Origin of the sequence: Streptococcus infantis (genome assembly GCF_047464215.1) — a bacterium.
GTDB classification, from domain to species: domain Bacteria; phylum Bacillota; class Bacilli; order Lactobacillales; family Streptococcaceae; genus Streptococcus; species Streptococcus infantis_P.
Genome location: NZ_JASHCG010000001.1, coordinates 136,617 through 153,891, shown reverse-complemented (window position 1 = coordinate 153,891; position 17,275 = coordinate 136,617). Strand labels below are relative to the sequence as shown.

Below are 17,275 nucleotides of genomic sequence, written 5' to 3'. Positions count from 1 at the left end.
TTCTTCCCCTCTATTCGCTCATTCTAGTCAAGTTAAGCTCTTGGGCCACTTGACGTTCTTGTTCTTTTTGTTTACTTTTTTTGTTATAAATTTGGCTTTTCTTTAAAAAGTCATAATTGTTTTTCTTGGAATGACTTGTCTCACCATCTGAAATTGGATGTTCCACTTGAGAAACTGTTTCTGCCAAAATATAGTGAGACTGACCTAACTTCTGACTATATTTCGCAAATTCTCCTGGATTTTCCTTTTGAAAAGGTGCTGTCGGTTGATTTGCTGGACGCACATGGCTTGTCTTCGGTTGACGTCTCGTATGACTTACATCCTGAGTCAAATATCGAGCCGATCGCTTCTTTTTCAAATCCGCGCGAGCTTCTTCACGCGCTAATTCAGCATAGGATTTTTCTTTTTTCTCAATCGATTTTACAAGAGGCTTGGCTTCCTCTTGCTTTTTGTCTTCAGTGATTGGAGACCATTCCAAGTAGTTTTTGTCTTGGTAATCACCTTTTATATTACTGATGAAATCAGACTCATCATAGAGATTCATAACTGGCATTTCTGTCAACATGACTTCATCATCTGCCACTATTGGAAATCGTTTTTGTGTCATATTTATTTCCTTTCAATACTCCATTATAGCGTAATGTCTTGATTTTTCAAGTATAGGCTCATGAAATCCCTAAAATTTCTCGTATTTCAGCTAGACTCAGACTGCCACGAGACTCTGTTCCATCCAAGATTTCAGAAACAAGATTTTTCTTTTTCTCTTGTAATTCTTGAATCTTTTCTTCAATTGTACCTCGAGTCACAAGACGATAAACTTCAACAGCTTGCTCTTGCCCCATACGATGTGCGCGACCGATAGCCTGCGATTCAACTGCAGGATTCCACCATAAGTCTACTAAAATGACTGTATCGGCACCAGTGAGATTGAGACCGACCCCGCCAGCCTTTAGGGAAATTAAAAATACATCGCGCTCTCCTTGGTTAAAGGCCTTGGTCATTTCCTGACGTTCTTGTGAAGGTGTTGAACCTGTAATTTTAAAGGAATTCAAGCCTAAGTCAGGCAGCTCTTGCTCAATCTGATCCAGCATACCTCTAAATTGTGAGAAGATAAGTACACGATGCCCACCTTCAGCAATCTGAACCAGCAAATCTCGTAAACTATCCAGTTTCCCGCTCTCTCCTTGGTAGTCCTCCATAAAGAGCGCAGGTGTATCACAAATCTGACGCAGACGCATGAGACCAGTCAAAATTTCGACGCGATTTCGTTGAAATTCCGAATCGCTTACCTGTCCCAGACGATCCTGCATCTGTTGCAGTTGAGCAAGATAGATAGCTTTTTGTTGATCCTCCAGTTCATTCTTATAGACAACTTCAATCAAGTCAGGCAACTCTGTCAAAACCTCTTCTTTCTTACGTCTCATGACAAAGGGTTTGATAAATTGAGCCACTCTCTCAGTTGATAGTTTCATAAACTCCTTCTTAGCAGGTAAGAGGCCTGGTAAGACAATCTGAAAAATTGACCAAAGTTCTCCCAGATGGTTTTCAATCGGTGTTCCTGATAGTGCAAAGACAGATGGAACCACAAATCGTCGTAAACTTTGAGCAATCTTCGTTTGTGCATTTTTCATGACTTGAGCTTCATCTAGAAAAAGAAAATCAAAAGATAGGTCTCGATAAATTTCACTATCTTGACGGAAAGTAGCATAGCTTGTCACATAAATCTGATGATTTTCTGCCAAAATTGACTCTCGATGAGATTTTAAACCATGCACTACCGCGACATCCAAATCTGGAGCAAACTTTTGAAATTCATCAGCCCAGTTATAGATTAAGCCAGACGGAGCAAGGATTAGGACACTAGTATCTGCTTGAACCTGACTACTTAAAAAGGCGATAGTTTGCAAGGTCTTCCCAAGTCCCATATCATCTGCTAAAATCCCACCAAAGCCATAATGGTGAAGCATTTGAAGCCACTGAATTCCCTTTTTCTGATAGTCTCTAAGTTCTGCTTGGATATTCAGCTCTTTCATCGGAAAATCTTCTGAATGCGTCAAATCATGGGCCAGATTGCGAAATTCTTCGGTGAAAGAAATTTGATCCTGGTCCTTAAATAGATGAGATAGAGTATAAGCTAGGGATTTACGAACTCGAAAAGCTCCATCTTGTAGGTCCTCTATCCCTAATTCTTCTAAATTCTGACGGATACGCTTGGTCTGATCATCGAAATAGTAAACCTGATTCGAAGAGCTGATGTAATAATCCTGCTTCTCAACTAGAGCTTTCATCGCTCGATCGATTTCTTCTTGATCTATATTTTGAAAATCAAATTGAATTTCTAATAGGCTTCCCTTGGATGAGATGTGAACTTGAGGCTTCTGAACCTGATAAAGGTCTTGCAAGCTCTCAGAAATCTTTAATTCTCCAAGTGCTTCAAAAGCTGGTAGCGTCTCATGAAAGAAAGCATAGACTGCTTCAGCCTTGAGGTTTTGACGCCAAGAACGAAAGTCAGCTTCAAATCCTGCAGATAGAGCTAGTTGAAAAATCTCTTTCTCTAGTTGAATATCACTAGCAAAAGGAAGACTCTCTAGTTCATTGCGATTTGTTACTAAGCAAGTTTCATACTGAAACTGCATATCCAAACGGATAGAACCGTCCTCTTCTCCTTCCATGTAGAAAGAAGGACGGAAAGACTGAATTTGAAGCGCATCAGGGGCTTTTACCTCTCCTATGTCTTTAAACTGCGACAAGGTCGAAGCTAAAAGATCTCGATCACTAGTATCAAATTGTAAAATCTTTCTACCACTTTTATCGATAGATACTTTTTTTAATTTTTCTATAAGTCTAGCTTGTTCTTTTGACAGAAGATAAAATGTACCTTTAGTAAACAAGACTTGTCCCTTATAAAACGAATTAAGCCCTACCTGTTGAAAAATTTCCATCTCATAATAGTTGGATTTTTCTTCAATTTGAAAGGTAAATAAGCCTGCTTGACCATCAAAATCTTGAAATACAAGATGAGGATAGCTTGAAATCTGATGGTCAAATTGGAATTCATCTAAGCCCATCAGCAGACTAACACCCTGCTCAAAAAAAGACAGCGGGAAATAGAGATGACGACCTTGATTTTGGAAAAAGAGGGCATTTTCAACCTCATCTTCTACAATTCCCTGAAGGAAATTCAGAACAAATTGGCTACTTTCATCAAACTGACGAATATTCAAGGAAGTTTCATATAACTTTCCAATCATGTAGGGTTTACTAGTTTCTAAAACCTTCAGAAAAAGGGGAATATCTCGGATTACATAAAATTTCTGCGTCTGGATAAGACCGACTCTCAAAGTCCAAATAATGCGATTAGTCCCTGCTTCAATCTGCCCTTGAGCAGACAACTGATAGATTTCAGAAAGACTAGGAATTTGAATGGATTCTAAAAACTTTCCTCCAAAAGTAACCTGAGTTTCAACTTCTTCTTTCTGTTCGTGCACATTTTCCAGATTTCCCAAGAGTTCCTGACCAATGTGATTATTTTTCAGGTAATGCTCTAGTGCTGCCAAATGCACACAGAACCCTCTTTTTTGGAAAAAATCACAAGCACAAAAAACCAAATCATCATCTAAGCTATAGCGAATTTCTTCATCTGCTACACGCGCATAGAGGCGATGATCTTTCTCTTTGATAATTTCAATCTGACTAGTTTCGTAGAGTTGAGCTCCCTCCATTCGAAGCTTCCCTGGAATCAATTTAGCCATATTTTCCCCTTTACTTTATCTCTTAATTATACCACATTTCTTCTTACGAAAATAGCCTTCTAGGAGTACTTTTCTCCTAAAAGGCTAGCTTGTTAAAATTTAGCGAAAGTAGCAATGATTCGTTGGCAGACTTCTTCCAAGACAGATGTCGGCATGGCTACATTTAAGCGAGCGTGGAGGGCTCCTTCTTCACCAAAGTCCAAGCCTCTGTTCAGGATAACCTTGGCTTCGTCTCTTAAAAGGCTTCTTAATTCTTCATCACTAATATCGTAGGCTGAAAAATCAAGCCAAATGAGATAGGTCCCTTGAGGTTTCATGACCTTGATCTTAGTTTCTTTACCAAACACATCGACGACATAATTGATGTGTTTCTCAATCAGTTCTTTGAGTTCTGTTAACCAATCTTCACCAGAGCGATAGGCTGCTTCTGTTGCCAAATATCCCAACCCTGAGATTTCATGTTGATTATTAGCCAGCTGGCGCTTTTGAAAAGCAACTCTTAACTTAGGATTCTCGATGATAGCATAGGAATTCTTTGTTCCAGCAATGTTGAAGGTCTTGGTAGCGCTGCTTAAAATCAGTGAAAATTCTTTAAAATCTTCATTTACCGTATTGAATGACTGGTGCTTGTTCCCAAACAAGGCCAAATCTTGGTGAATCTCATCAGACACCAACAAAACTCCATGTTTTTGACAAAGTTGTCCAATCTTCTCTAAGACTTCTTTTTCCCAAACACGTCCACCAGGATTATGAGGATTGCAAAGAACGTAAAGTTTTACATCCTCTTCAACAAAGTCTTTCTCCAATTGATCAAAATCAATCTCAAAAAGTCCGTCTTTTTCTACTAGAGAGTTGGTGATTAGTCTACGATTATTGAGCTTAATGCTGCGAGCAAAAGGTGGGTAAACTGGTGTGTTAATCAGAACTGCCTCGCCTTCTTTTGTAAAGGCTTGAATAGCTGTTGAGATGGCTGGTACCACACCCTCGATAAAGACAAGAGCCTCTTTGTCAAAGTGGTAACCGTGTTGTGTCGCTTCCCACTTTTGAACTTCCTTAGTTAACTCTTCACTGGCATAAGTATAGCCATAGACTAATTGCTCTGCATAGTCATGGACAGTCTGACGAATCTCAGGTAACACTTCAAAGTCCATATCAGCAATCCAGGCTGGCAATACTTGACGGTCAGTCTCTGCTTCTTTCCATTTGTAGGTATGATGTCCAAAACGATTGGGCAAAGTCGTAAAATCATATTTTCCCATAGTCTTATCCTTCCAAAACTTGACGCAAATCTTCAATCAAATCTCTCGCATCCTCAATACCAATAGACAAGCGTAAAAGGTCATCTGTTAATCCATAAGAATGACGAACCTCTGCAGGAATGTCTGCATGGGTTTGAGTAGTTGGATATGTAATTAGACTTTCAACACCACCCAGGCTTTCAGCAAAAGAGAATACTTTCAAAGTGTTTAAGATATGAGGGATACGCTTTTCATCCGCCACTTTAAAGGAAATCATTCCCCCACGACCTGTATACAAGACTTCTTTGACTGCAGGTGATTGTTCCAAAAAGGCTACAATCTCTTGAGCATTAGCTGTTGAGCGCTCCATACGAAGTGACAAGGTCTTGAGACCACGAATCAATTGATAACTATCAAATGGTGACAAGACAGCCCCTGTCGTGTTGAGATTATAAAAGAGTTTTTCGTACAAATCAGCATTATCTGTCACAACTACCCCAGCCAAGACATCATTATGACCTGCAAGGTATTTGGTCGCCGAATGAAGGACAATATCAGCTCCTTCTTCTATCGGGCGTTGATAAATCGGGCTATAGAAAGTATTGTCAACGACAACTTTAGCACCCTTAGCATGAGCTAATTTTGACAATTTTTCAATATTAAATTCCAACATCAAAGGGTTGGTTGGTGTTTCGATATAAAGTACATCCACATCCTTTTCTAGCTCGGCAATTAGCTCTTCTTCTGTGTTGGCATAGGTAAAGTGGAATCGTCCTTCTTGCTCAACTTGATTGAACCAGCGGAAAGAACCACCGTAAAGGTCACGAACAGCCAAAACCTTGCTTCCTACTGGAAAAATGCTAAAGGCCAACACAATCGCAGACATACCTGAACTAGTTGCTAGAGCATAGTGGGCTGATTCAATTGCTGCCAAAACTTCCTCTGCCTTGCTACGAGTTGGATTTTTGGTGCGGGTATAGTCAAATCCAGTTGATTGACCAAATTCTGGGTGCTGATAAGTCGTTGAAAAGTGAATTGGTGTTACCAAAGCACCTGTCGCTTTATCTGACTTGATACCTGCTTGTGCTAAAATTGTGTTGATGTGAAATGATTTGCTCATACTTTACCTCCAAATCTATAGTAACTATTGTACCACTTATTTTGTATCCTTCGTTTTCTTGTTTTCAAGAGCTAGTTATAGTTTCAAACTATATAAAAACGATAGCTTCTTAAGAAACTATCGTTTTTCCTGTTGAATAGACTGATTATTTAATGTGTTTAGCTAATTCTTCTTGGGCTTTTTTATTAGATTCTTCTTTTTCTTTCAGCCATTTTTGTCTAGCTTTTTCATACTCATCAGCCGTTACAGTCTTATCTTGCAACTTGAGGTACTTGTATGATTCCACCCCCTTATTTCCAGCTTGTGAGAATGGTGATGAGAATGGAACTGTCTTTCTCAAGGTCGGTGTTCCACCAAGGGAAACGTTTGGAATTGCAAGGGCGCTATCAACGAGCCAAGCTTGAACTTCAGCATATTTTTCATAACGCTTCGCTGGTTCTTGCTCCTTGTTCGCTTCTTCTAACATTTGAGTGTAAGTATCGAGTCCAACTGCCTTAGCCTTGTCATTGACCTCACCTGGTTCTAGACCAATGTTTTGCAACATACCACCGTTATTGACATTTAAGATATCAAGATAACTTGATGGATCCAAGTAGTCAGCACTCCAACCACTATTATAGATGTCAAAGTCTTTTTGAGCTGCGGTTTGAGCGAGGTAGCTAGAGTTATCAAAGTCGTCTGTTGATAATTGTTGGATATCGATAACCACATTCTCAGCCCCTAAGACAGATTCGATGGATTGTTTCAAAGAACTTGCTTCAAGTACACCTTTTTTAGCTGATTGGTCAACTGATACATCCAAGTGGATTGGGAACTGCACACCCTTAGCTTCCAATTCTTTCTTAGCTTCTGCAAACTTAGCCTTAGCCTTGTCAGGATTGTAGTATGGGTCTTGCGCATCTGCAAAGTTGATTCCTTGCCATTCTTGGCCATAGTTGACCATCTTTTCTGAAACAACATCTCCAAAGTCTTTCCCGTTGATACTTACAAATGTAGGAGGTACAACCAGGTTACGAATAATCTTCGTTGCTCCGTCTTCCCCTTGAGATTGAGCTCCATAGGCTGTACGGTTATAAGCATAGTTGAAGGCTTGACGGAAGTTTTTATTCAGAACTGCTTCTTGAGTTGATTTCTTTTCGATATCTGAGGATTTAGACGTGAAGTTATAAGATTTTCTGTCCAAGTTGAAGTTCAAGTAATAAGAAGTTGCGGTTTGCATACTATAAATGATGTTATCTTTGTTCTTCTCTTTAATTCCTTCAAAGCTTGAGCTATTTGGATAGAGACGTGCGTAGCTGTAGACTCCTTCTACAAAGTTACGAGCTAGTGCATCTTGGTCACTACCATCATAATAGGCCAATTTCACATCATCTACAAAGACATTTTTTTCATCCCAGTAGTTGGGATTTTTCTTGAATTCGATAACAGATTTTGAAACAAAGGATTTCATCAAAAAAGGTCCATTGTACAAAATACTAGAAGGATCCACCTTACCAAAATCATCCCCTTTTGATTTCAGGAAATCTGCATTGACAGGGAAGAGAATGGTTGATGTTGTTTTAGAATTCCAATAAGATTCTGGTCGTGTCAAAGTGTACTGAACTGTTTGGTCGTCAATCGCCTTAACACCGACAGTTGAAAAGTCAGTTGTTTTCCCGTTGATATAGTCATCCAAACCTGCTACAGAATCTTGAACCAGGTACAAAGCTTCGGATTTTTTATCAGCAGCATATTTCAAACCAGTTACAAAATCTTGGGCAGTTACTGGAGCATATTCTTCACCTTCAGAGGTATACCACTTAGCATCTTTACGAAGTTTATAAGTGTATGTCAAACCGTCCTGAGAAACACTCCAATCCTCTGCTAAGGATGGAACGTAGTTACCGTATTGGTCATTTTCCATCAACCCATCTACCAAATTGGTAACGATGTCATTGGTTGTTGCACGGTTTTCTGCAAGATAGTTCAAACTAGACGGATCGCTAGGATAGACATAGTTGTATGTTTTAGTTGAACTAGCTGAGTTGCTACAAGCCGCCAATAGTAGAGCGGCACTTAGGGCAAGGCCTGCCAGCGTCAGATATTTTGCCTTAGACTTTTTCATTTCCAGAACCTCCAAATTTAAATATTTGTATCATTATACAGCTATTGTTTTTTTTAGTCAAGCAATTTTATCTATTTTTTACCAAATTATAGATTTTTTTCTACTAATTTTATATTTTATCCTATTTTTTAAATAAAAAATGAACAATTTAAACTTTTTTAGAGTTGAAAGTTCAAATTGTTCATTTTATTTATAAACTATTATGATATTTTCAAGCGTTCTCGCAAATGGTCCGCTTTTGCCTGTCCAATAACCTTATCCAAGAGACGAGTATAGAGACACATGACTCCGTAGAGACCACCACCGATTGTTCCGATTAGAAGAACGTAAAGGAAACTCCAGAAACGTCCAGTTGGATGGAAAACAAATCCAAGAATCCATTGTAAGAGGCCTACCAGAATAAACATGACTAAAGTCAAAATTGTGACTAAAATTGTTCTCTTCAGAATAATCTTTCGACGTGCACCTGTCACCTCACAGATATCTCGGTACATCAAGACATTTGGAATGATGAGACCAATTGTCGTTGAAATTAAAGGACCATAACTATGGAAAATCGCTATCGATGGTAATTGTAGAACAATTTTGGCAATGGATCCATAGACAAAGTAAAGAACTGCCTTGCGATTTCTAAACATGGCTTGAAGCATTGGTGACAAGACCATGTACAAACCTAGGATTGTTGACTGCAAGACTGCAAAGACAAACAAGCCCATAGCCAAACTATCTGGCTTACCGTAAAAGACTGTATAGAGAGGTTCACCAACCATGACTACTCCAACAGTTGCTGGAAGTAAGAATAAGAAGAGCATGGTGATACTATCTTGAACGAGACGAGAAGCCGCTGGCAAATCACCCTTGACATAGTTCTCTGTCAAGAGAGGTAGCCCAACGCTACCAATCGAAACTCCAACCGAAATCAAAATCATGGTGATTTTATTAGGATTGGCGGAGAAATAAGAAAACATGACAACCAAGTCTTCATTACTGTAGTTGGTAAACCACTTCATACTATTGATAAAGGTCATTTGGTCCAAGATTTGGAAAAGCTGAATAGCCGAACCAGTCAAGATAAACGGAATTGCTTCCTTAATCGTATCCATTAACAGGTGTTTGCTATCAATCTTATCTCGCGTTTCAAAAACTTTTTGAAGCATCCCTTCTTTAAAAAGGAAATAAAGTAAGACAGCAAAGCTGGCTACCATTCCCACAAAGGCCGCAAAGGTAGACTGGGTGACTGCTGATAGATAATCTTTTGAACCTAGCTTCATGATAATAAAGGTCGCTAAGAGCATCCAGATGACACGGATAACCTGCTCAGCAATTTGGCTCATGGCATAGGGCTTAAGATTATTCATCCCTTGGAAAAATCCACGGATAACACTCATAGATGGGAATATCAAGACAGCCCACGCTAGACTTTGCATAATGGGGATCAAGTCCTTACCGACTCCAGAAAGGTCCGCCAACCAAGGTGCAAAGAGGTATAAAATCAAGGCAAAGGCAAGTCCTAGCACAGTCATAAAGCCTAAGAAGCTCCGAATCAGGGCAAAACTATGCTCTTCCTCATGCATGGTATTGTATTTAGCGACCTGCTTAGCGACCGCTACCGGGATACCTGCTGTTGAAATCAACAAGAACCAGGCGTAGATATTGTAGCCCATGGTGAAGAGGCCATTAGCCTTAGCTGCATAAGTCCCCATCCAGATATACCAAGGGATGATGTAGATAGCCCCGAGCAGGCGACTGATAAAGTTACTAGCCGTTAGCCAGGCAGTCCCTCGTAACATCTGGGCCTGCTGATGATTATTTTCGTTAGACATAACTTCCTCATTCAATTTTAATAACTAGGAAATGTTCCTTATCTTCCATTATAAACTTTTCCTTGTTACTTGTAAAATTCAGACTTTCGGTTTACAATAGAAAGTATGATAAAGATTGAAACCGTATTAGATATTTTAAAGAAAGACGATCTCTTCCGTGAGATTATTGACCAAGGACATTACCATTATTATCACAGTGATGTCGTTTTTGATAGCATCTGCTACGATAGCCGAAAAGCTCGAGAAAATAGTCTCTTTTTTGTCAAAGGAGCAACCTTTAAAAAAGAATTTCTCCTTTCTGCAATTGAACAAGGACTTGAATGGTATGTAGCGGAACAGGACTATGAAGTCGGTATTCCCGTTATTGTTGTTAGCGATATCAAGAAAGCCATGAGTTTGATTGCTATGGAATTTTATGGCAACCCTCAAGAAAAACTAAAACTCCTTGCTTTCACTGGTACTAAAGGAAAAACAACGGCAGCTTACTTCGCCTACAACATCTTAAGTCAACAACATCGTCCAGCTATGTTATCAACCATGAATACAACCTTGGACGGTAAGACTTTCTTTAAGTCTGCCCTGACTACTCCTGAGAGTATCGATCTCTTTGACATGATGGCCCAGGCTGTTGATAATGGAAGAACTCACCTTATCATGGAAGTATCCAGTCAAGCCTACTTGGTTAAACGAGTCTACGGACTGACCTTTGATGTCGGTGTCTTCCTCAACATTAGTCCTGACCATATTGGTCCTATTGAGCATCCAACCTTTGAAGACTACTTCTACCACAAGCGTCTCTTGATGAAAAATAGCCGAACAGTTGTGATCAATAGTGATATGGACCATTTTTCAGTCTTGAAAGAACAAGTAGAAAATCAAGAACATGACTTCTATGGTAGCCAATCTGATAACCAAATTCAGAACTCCAAAGCCTTTAGTTTCTCAGCTACTGGTAAATTAGCAGGAAACTATGATATCCAGCTAATTGGGCACTTCAACCAAGAGAATGCTGTTGCTGCAGGACTTGCTTGTCTTCGTTTAGGTGCTAGTCTTGAAGATATCAAAAAAGGGATTGCTTTTACTCGCGTCCCTGGCCGTATGGAAGTTCTCACACAGAAAAATGGCGCAAAAGTTTTCATCGACTACGCCCACAACGGTGACAGTCTTAAAAAACTAATCGCTGTGGTTGAAACTCATCAAACTGGAAAGATTGCTTTAGTACTTGGTTCAACTGGAAACAAGGGAGAAAGCCGTCGTAAGGACTTTGGACTTCTCCTCAATCAACATCCTGAAATTCAAGTCTTTCTAACAGCTGATGATCCAAACTACGAAGATCCGATGGCCATTGCAGATGAAATCAGTAGCTATATCCATCATCCTGTTGAAAAGATTGTCGATCGCGAGCAAGCTATCAAGGCTGCTATGTCTGTTACAAGTCAAGAACTGGACGCTGTTATTATCGCTGGTAAAGGAGCGGATTGCTACCAAATCGTCCAAGGCAAGAAGGAAGACTACCCTGGAGATGCAGCTATCGCAGAACGTTATCTATAAGAACTTAAAGAAGGCTAGGAAAATCCCTAGCCTTTATTTTTTATAAAGATAAAGCGTTCTTTATCAAATTCTACAGCTAACTCATATTTCCCATCTTCATTTTGAAGGATGTAACCTAATAAGACTAAACTATCAACAAAGATATCTCGACGCTTCTGCATAAGCTCGTCTTTTTTGAGAAACTTGAGCAAAAAAGTCGTCATGTACTTGAGAGCATACTCAGGATTGACATCCCCCAAAACAGCATAGAGTTTCTGTTGATCTTCTGTCAGCGGATACTGATGTTTTACCTTGTAAAAATAATTAGACAAGGTCATCTTTTCCCTAGCAAAATCCGTATACTCTTCCAGTATAGCCGCATTGGTTTGATTACATAATTCTGTCTGAAAATCTTTCTCCAAGATTTCTTGATAGATTGGACTATCATCTCTCACAAAGACTTCTTGGTCTAGTTCAAGAGAATCTGTAGATTCTAGAAATGGGAGATTGAGATAATAGCGTTTGTTTTCTCGAAGAATGAAACCAGCTTTAATGTATTCCTCCAAGTACTTGTCAACTGCAACCCCTGGAAACTGAGCCTTGATTTCACGGAGGATAACATCATCATGCTGATCAAGATAGTCTACCAAATCCCTAAAGAATGGTTGACGCGTCAAGCGAGATGGATTAAAAATCTGAATCATGAAGATTCCTTTCTTTACAAACTAAAAGTGGTGATGCTGCTAATTGACTAGGGTTAGTGCCAGGCTGATCCAAAGGTACAGAAAGCCCCAACTCTCGATAATATTTTCTCCAGAAATCACTAATTTCCTGTGTATCGTTCCCAAACTTCATGGGAATAGTCTCAAAAATAGGGAGAATTTCTGCTACAAACTGGGAACAGTAATAACCATCTCCATCCGGGTAAAAGGAAGCATTGTAGGGTGACCCCAAAAGGCTCTCTGCCCGCTTTTTGACTTCTTTTTGATCCATTTTTAGATAGCGATAAAGGTCATAGACTTTCTCAGCTTCAAAGAAATCTTCAGGAGATTGGGCAATGACTCCGCCTTCCGTAGTTGCATGATAGACCTGTCCGTCCAAAAAGATGGCCACATGGCTATAGTTACCAGTAGATTCCTGAATGGCCTTCCCCATATCTGAAGCTTCCCTCACAAAAATCAAATCACCAGATTCTAACATACTTCTCTCCTAGCAAAAAAGGAGTCGAAACTCCTTTTTAATAATGGGCTTTCCCATCTATGATTATGCATTAAAGCTTTCAGTCAATTGTGGTACAACTTGTTTCTTACGTGAAACAGCACCTGGAAGGAAAGCGTGGTTGTTTTCAAGTTTGAAGTTGAAAGCTGCTTCGACCTTGTCCATGTTGGCACCAAGAGCCAAAATTTCTGAGTTTGAGTTGACGATGTCTGTAATCATCAAGACAAAGTCAGAGTAGCCGTTAGCTGCATTTGCGGCTTGGATGGCTGCTTCGATTTCAGCTTGGCGTTCCAAGACTTCAGCAATATCAACTGTGTTCACTTGAGCCACACGAACATTGTTTCCGTTGAGTTCAAATGTCTTAGCATCGATATCAATCAATTCTTCAGCAGATTTGCTTGCCAAGTTTGTACCAGCCTTGAGCATAGCAAGACCGTATTCTTCCAAGTTCACACCAGCCAATTCAGCCAATTCAGGCGCAATCACCTTATCAGATGGGTGTGTTGTTGGAGATTTCAAAAGAAGGGTATCTGAAATCAAACCTGAAAGCATCAAACCTGCAATTTCTTTTGGAACAGCTACGCCATGCTCTTTGAACATGCGGTAAACGATAGATGATGCTGATCCAACTGGTTCCAAACGCATGTAAAGTGGGCTGGCAGTTTCAAAGTTAGCCACACGGTGGTGGTCCACAACACCATAAACTTCAACTTCAGCAATATCTGAAACTGATTGTTGGAATTCATTGTGGTCTGTTAAGATGACTTGTTCTGCACCTTCTGCTTTAGCAGATGTGATCACGCGCGGTGCTTCCACACCAAAATAGTTCAAAACAAAAGCTGTTTCTTCATTTGGAGTCCCAAGAGCTACCGCTTCTGTATCCAAGCCATAAGCTTCTTTTGCAAGATAAGCAAAGGCTACAGATGACCCGATGGCATCTGAATCTGGATTTTGGTGACCAAATACTAGAATCTTAGACATGATAATACCTCGTTTCTTTATTCTCTTTATTGTAGCATTTTTTTCAATTTTTGACAAAAGTAAGAGGAGTCAAAGAACTCCCCTCTACTCTTCAAAATAACTGATTAAATTTTTTTCTTGGTTTTCAGATAAAAATCTTTCCTTCTGCGGCCTCTTCTTACGTTTTAGAAGCGCTTCGGCTGACATGGCTTCTTCTTTACTATCGAAACCTTCTACATAGATAAGTTTTACTGGCAACCGAGCTCGTGTGTACTTGGCTCCCTTACCACTATTGTGAACGGCGATTCTTTTTTTAACATCCGTTGTATAGCCAGTATAGTAGGTACCATCACAACATTCTACCACATACATGTAAGCCTTATGATCCATAGTAAATCTCTTGAATTTCTGGAGTATAGGAACCATCATCATTATGAACAATGAGTGGTGGCAGAACCTTAAAACCACTAGTGGAGCCGTCCTTGATAGCCTCGATCAAAAGCATATTGGCTTCCTTCTCCCGTTTAGGGTAAACAAATTGCAGACGCTTTGGAGCCAAATTGTGTTGTTGAAGCGTTTCTAAAATATCTAACAATCGATCAGGACGATGGACCATGGCTAAACGCCCATTGGATTTGAGAATACTTTGAGCACTACGGCAGATTTCCTTAAGATTGGTCGTAATTTCGTGCCGAGCCAACAAATAGTGCTCACTCTCGTTCAGATTAGAATTTGGGTCCACCTTAAAATAGGGAGGGTTGCATAAAATCAAATCAACCTTACTCCCCTGAATGTAAGCAGACATATTTTTCAAATCATCACAAATGACCTGCATCTGTTCTTCTAAGCCATTTAAACGAACAGATCTTTCAGCCATATCCGCCAATCTTTCCTGGATTTCGACAGACAGGATTTTAGCCTTGGTCCGGCTGCTGGCAAAAAGGCCAACAGCTCCATTACCCGCACAAAAATCCACTATCAAGCCATTTTTAGGAAAGCGAGGAAAGCGTGACAAAAGGACACTATCCACCGAATAGCTGAAAACCTCTCTATTTTGAATAATCTTAATATCTGTAGAAAAGAGCTGGTTGATTCTCTCTCCTGATTTTAATAATTCTTCTACCATACTTCTATTATAACAAACTATATTAACATTTCAAGAGAGAAAAAATCAATTAAGACTTTTTCTTATTTAGATTAGAGATAGCTTCCTTGGTCCAGATAGGCATCATGCGAGCCAAAGGAGCAAATCCGTATTTGACACGGTCACTTGAAAAACGTCTCCGTCTCGGTAATTGATGTTTCTCTTCTTCCAAAGTCCGAATAGAAAGACTTGCTTTCCCTGTATATTCGTCCAAATCGACAACCTGGACTTGAACTTCTTCACCGATTTTCAGTACATCATAGATATTCTCAATAAATCCTGTACGAATTTCAGAAATATGAATCAAGCCTGTGATACCAGTCTCTAACTCCACAAAGACTCCATAAGACTGAATCCCTGTAATTCGCCCTGTTAGCTTATCACCTATTTTCATCTTAGTCCTCGATTTCAATCGTTTCGATGACGACATCTTCAACTGGCTTGTCCATTGCACCTGTCTCAACTCCTGCGATAGCATCCAGAACTTCATAAGAAGCTTCATCTGCAAGCTGTCCAAAAACTGTGTGACGACGATCAAGGTGAGGAGTTCCACCTTGTTCTGCATAAATCTCCGCAATTGGCTCTGGCCAACCACCACGAGCAATTTCTTTCTTAGAGTATGGCAAGTGTTGATTTTGCACGATAAAGAACTGGCTACCGTTAGTATTTGGTCCAGCATTGGCCATAGAAAGGGCTCCACGGATATTGTAAAGTTCTTCTGAAAATTCGTCTTCAAATGACTCACCATAGATAGATTCGCCACCCATACCAGTACCAGTTGGATCTCCACCTTGAATCATAAAGTCTTTAATAATGCGGTGGAAAATCACACCATCATAGTAACCGTCTTTAGACAGAGCAATAAAGTTGGCAACTGTTTTGGGAGCCTGTTCAGGGAAGAGCTTGATACGCAAGTCTCCATGATTTGTCTTAATAGTCGCAATCGGACCATCTACTGTTTCAATGTCTACTTGTGGCAAATGTAATTCTTTTTCTACCATACCAAATCCTTCTAAGGCATCAAAAATGCCATCCTCTTCTAATGTTTTTGTAATATAATCTGCTTTTTCTTTGATTTTTTCATGAGATATTTCCATGGCAATGCTGACACCTGCATAATCAAAAAGCTCCAAATCGTTCAGTCCATCCCCAAAGACCATGACATTCTCAGGTTTAAGACCTAAATGTTCTACAACTTTTGCTACACCAGCTGCTTTTGAACCTGAAATTGGTACCACATCTGACGAATGTTCATGCCAACGTACCATACGTAAAGTCGATGCCAAAGTATCAGGCAAGATCAAATCATCTCCCCGCTCCTCAAAAGTCCACATCTGATAGATGTCTTCTTTTTCATAAAAATCAGGATCTACATCTAACTCGGGATAAATTGGATCAATGGCCTCACTAATCAACTCGGTTCTAGTAGAGAGTTTAGCAGTATGACTAGCAACTAAACCATAGTCAATCCCAACTTCCTTGGTCCAAGCAATATAGGTTTCAACCTTATCTTTAGAGATTTTGTTACTATCAATCACATTGCCTTTTTTATCCTCAATATAGGCACCATTCAGAGTAACAAAAAAGTCAGGTTTAAGTTCGCGAATTTCTGGCACGACACCGAAAATCCCACGACCAGTCGCAATCCCAGTCAAAATACCTTTTTCACGTAATTGTTGAAATACTGTTGGAATTGAGGTTGGGATAAAACCAGTCTTTGAGTTTCGCAAAGTATCATCAATATCAAAAAAAATAATCTTTATCTTTTTTGCCTTATATCTTAATTTCGCATCCATCTCATTACCTCCTTCAATTCACTCTTTCCATTATACCATAAAGTAGAGAAATCCCACATCCCCAATAAAATCCTTGTCTCTTATCCGAATTCCTTTACTAGATACAAAACCAAATCATCATTATTTTGGCTAGTTGCATTCATTTCCAAGGGTTGATTTCGATACCAGACACCTGTCCCATCTGGAATGTAGCCCCGTCTGATATACAATCTCTGGTCAGGGCCATAGCCTAAGTGCAAACCTACACCAAGAGTGACCTTATTCGAAACAAACTTGACTCGTTTTTCTGCTTCTTCTAGCAGTTGATTCCCAATCCCTTGATTTCGAAAAGGCTCAAACACATTAAAATCTGATAATTCTGGATAGACTTCTGCAAAAGGACCATGTTTAGCAGAGGGCAAAATGGCAATGTAGCCCGCTACAGCACCATCAATCTCTGCAACTAAGACTTCTCTCTCCCCACTTTCCTGTTCCAGAAAATATCTAGCCAAAATTTCCTCTCTTCCAGGCCAACCTTGATTCATAAATCCATGAGATAAGGATTCAATATCAGACTTAATCATATTTCTAATCGTACAATTCATCTTTGA

At 39.7% G+C, this 17,275-nt stretch carries 15 protein-coding genes; 1 reads left to right on the top strand and 14 read right to left on the bottom strand.

Translation table 11 applies throughout. From position 1 onward, the window contains the following. Window positions 1-10: 10 nt before the first annotated feature. From QM469_RS00650 to QM469_RS00625, 6 genes are all read right to left on the bottom strand, one after another. Window positions 11-607 carry a hypothetical protein gene (locus tag QM469_RS00650; RefSeq protein ID WP_049528575.1) on the bottom strand — a complete coding sequence of 199 codons (597 nt, stop codon included), beginning with the start codon at window positions 605-607 and terminating at the stop codon, window positions 11-13. Between the two features lie 58 nt (window positions 608-665). Beyond that, window positions 666-3,752 (bottom strand): DEAD/DEAH box helicase, encoded by a 3,087-nt coding sequence (locus QM469_RS00645; protein ID WP_371607562.1) that lies wholly within the window; start codon window positions 3,750-3,752, stop codon window positions 666-668. A 92-nt stretch (window positions 3,753-3,844) separates the two neighbouring features. Continuing rightward, window positions 3,845-5,011, bottom strand: coding sequence for a MalY/PatB family protein (locus QM469_RS00640; protein WP_371607563.1), 1,167 nt, complete (start codon window positions 5,009-5,011; stop codon window positions 3,845-3,847). Window positions 5,012-5,015: 4 nt separating this feature from the next. Beyond that, window positions 5,016-6,110 (bottom strand): cystathionine gamma-synthase, encoded by a 1,095-nt coding sequence (locus QM469_RS00635; RefSeq protein WP_414275846.1) that lies wholly within the window; start codon window positions 6,108-6,110, stop codon window positions 5,016-5,018. A gap of 145 nt (window positions 6,111-6,255) precedes the next feature. Then, on the bottom strand, window positions 6,256-8,214 hold the full coding sequence (locus tag QM469_RS00630) for a peptide ABC transporter substrate-binding protein (protein ID WP_248034779.1): 1,959 nt from the start codon (window positions 8,212-8,214) through the stop codon (window positions 6,256-6,258). A gap of 200 nt (window positions 8,215-8,414) precedes the next feature. Continuing rightward, window positions 8,415-10,037: an oligosaccharide flippase family protein gene (locus QM469_RS00625; RefSeq protein ID WP_371607565.1), complete on the bottom strand. Its 1,623-nt coding sequence runs from the start codon at window positions 10,035-10,037 to the stop codon at window positions 8,415-8,417. A gap of 105 nt (window positions 10,038-10,142) precedes the next feature. On the opposite strand from QM469_RS00625, the gene QM469_RS00620 reads away from it, so the two are divergent. Then, the gene (locus QM469_RS00620) at window positions 10,143-11,588 is read left to right on the top strand and encodes a UDP-N-acetylmuramoyl-L-alanyl-D-glutamate--L-lysine ligase (RefSeq protein WP_371607566.1); all 1,446 of its coding nucleotides are present in this window, start codon (window positions 10,143-10,145) and stop codon (window positions 11,586-11,588) included. 26 nt (window positions 11,589-11,614) lie between these two features. On the opposite strand, the gene QM469_RS00615 is transcribed toward QM469_RS00620, so the two are convergent. The 8 genes from QM469_RS00615 to QM469_RS00580 all read right to left on the bottom strand — a co-directional run bounded on the left by QM469_RS00615 (window position 11,615) and on the right by QM469_RS00580 (window position 17,269). Further along, a complete protein-coding gene (locus QM469_RS00615; protein WP_371607567.1) occupies window positions 11,615-12,271 on the bottom strand; it encodes a DUF1803 domain-containing protein in 657 nt (218 codons plus the stop codon). Next, on the bottom strand, window positions 12,255-12,767 hold the full coding sequence (locus tag QM469_RS00610; protein WP_371607568.1) for a YiiX/YebB-like N1pC/P60 family cysteine hydrolase: 513 nt from the start codon (window positions 12,765-12,767) through the stop codon (window positions 12,255-12,257). Before QM469_RS00610 ends, QM469_RS00615 begins: the two co-directional genes overlap by 17 nt. Window positions 12,768-12,830: 63 nt before the next feature. Beyond that, window positions 12,831-13,766 carry a manganese-dependent inorganic pyrophosphatase gene (locus QM469_RS00605; RefSeq protein ID WP_009731484.1) on the bottom strand — a complete coding sequence of 312 codons (936 nt, stop codon included), beginning with the start codon at window positions 13,764-13,766 and terminating at the stop codon, window positions 12,831-12,833. Between the two features lie 84 nt (window positions 13,767-13,850). Next, window positions 13,851-14,135 (bottom strand): GIY-YIG nuclease family protein, encoded by a 285-nt coding sequence (locus QM469_RS00600; protein WP_248034773.1) that lies wholly within the window; start codon window positions 14,133-14,135, stop codon window positions 13,851-13,853. Further along, window positions 14,125-14,871 carry a tRNA1(Val) (adenine(37)-N6)-methyltransferase gene (locus QM469_RS00595; protein WP_248034772.1) on the bottom strand — a complete coding sequence of 249 codons (747 nt, stop codon included), beginning with the start codon at window positions 14,869-14,871 and terminating at the stop codon, window positions 14,125-14,127. The genes QM469_RS00600 and QM469_RS00595 overlap by 11 nt, the downstream gene beginning before the upstream one ends. 49 nt (window positions 14,872-14,920) lie before the next feature. Continuing rightward, window positions 14,921-15,283 carry a S1 RNA-binding domain-containing protein gene (locus QM469_RS00590; RefSeq protein WP_414275845.1) on the bottom strand — a complete coding sequence of 121 codons (363 nt, stop codon included), beginning with the start codon at window positions 15,281-15,283 and terminating at the stop codon, window positions 14,921-14,923. Between the two features lies 1 nt (window position 15,284). Beyond that, window positions 15,285-16,685 carry a bifunctional Cof-type HAD-IIB family hydrolase/peptidylprolyl isomerase gene (locus QM469_RS00585; protein WP_248034771.1) on the bottom strand — a complete coding sequence of 467 codons (1,401 nt, stop codon included), beginning with the start codon at window positions 16,683-16,685 and terminating at the stop codon, window positions 15,285-15,287. 80 nt (window positions 16,686-16,765) lie between these two features. Further along, the gene (locus QM469_RS00580) at window positions 16,766-17,269 is read right to left on the bottom strand and encodes a GNAT family N-acetyltransferase (RefSeq protein ID WP_248034770.1); all 504 of its coding nucleotides are present in this window, start codon (window positions 17,267-17,269) and stop codon (window positions 16,766-16,768) included. Window positions 17,270-17,275 lie beyond the last annotated feature (6 nt).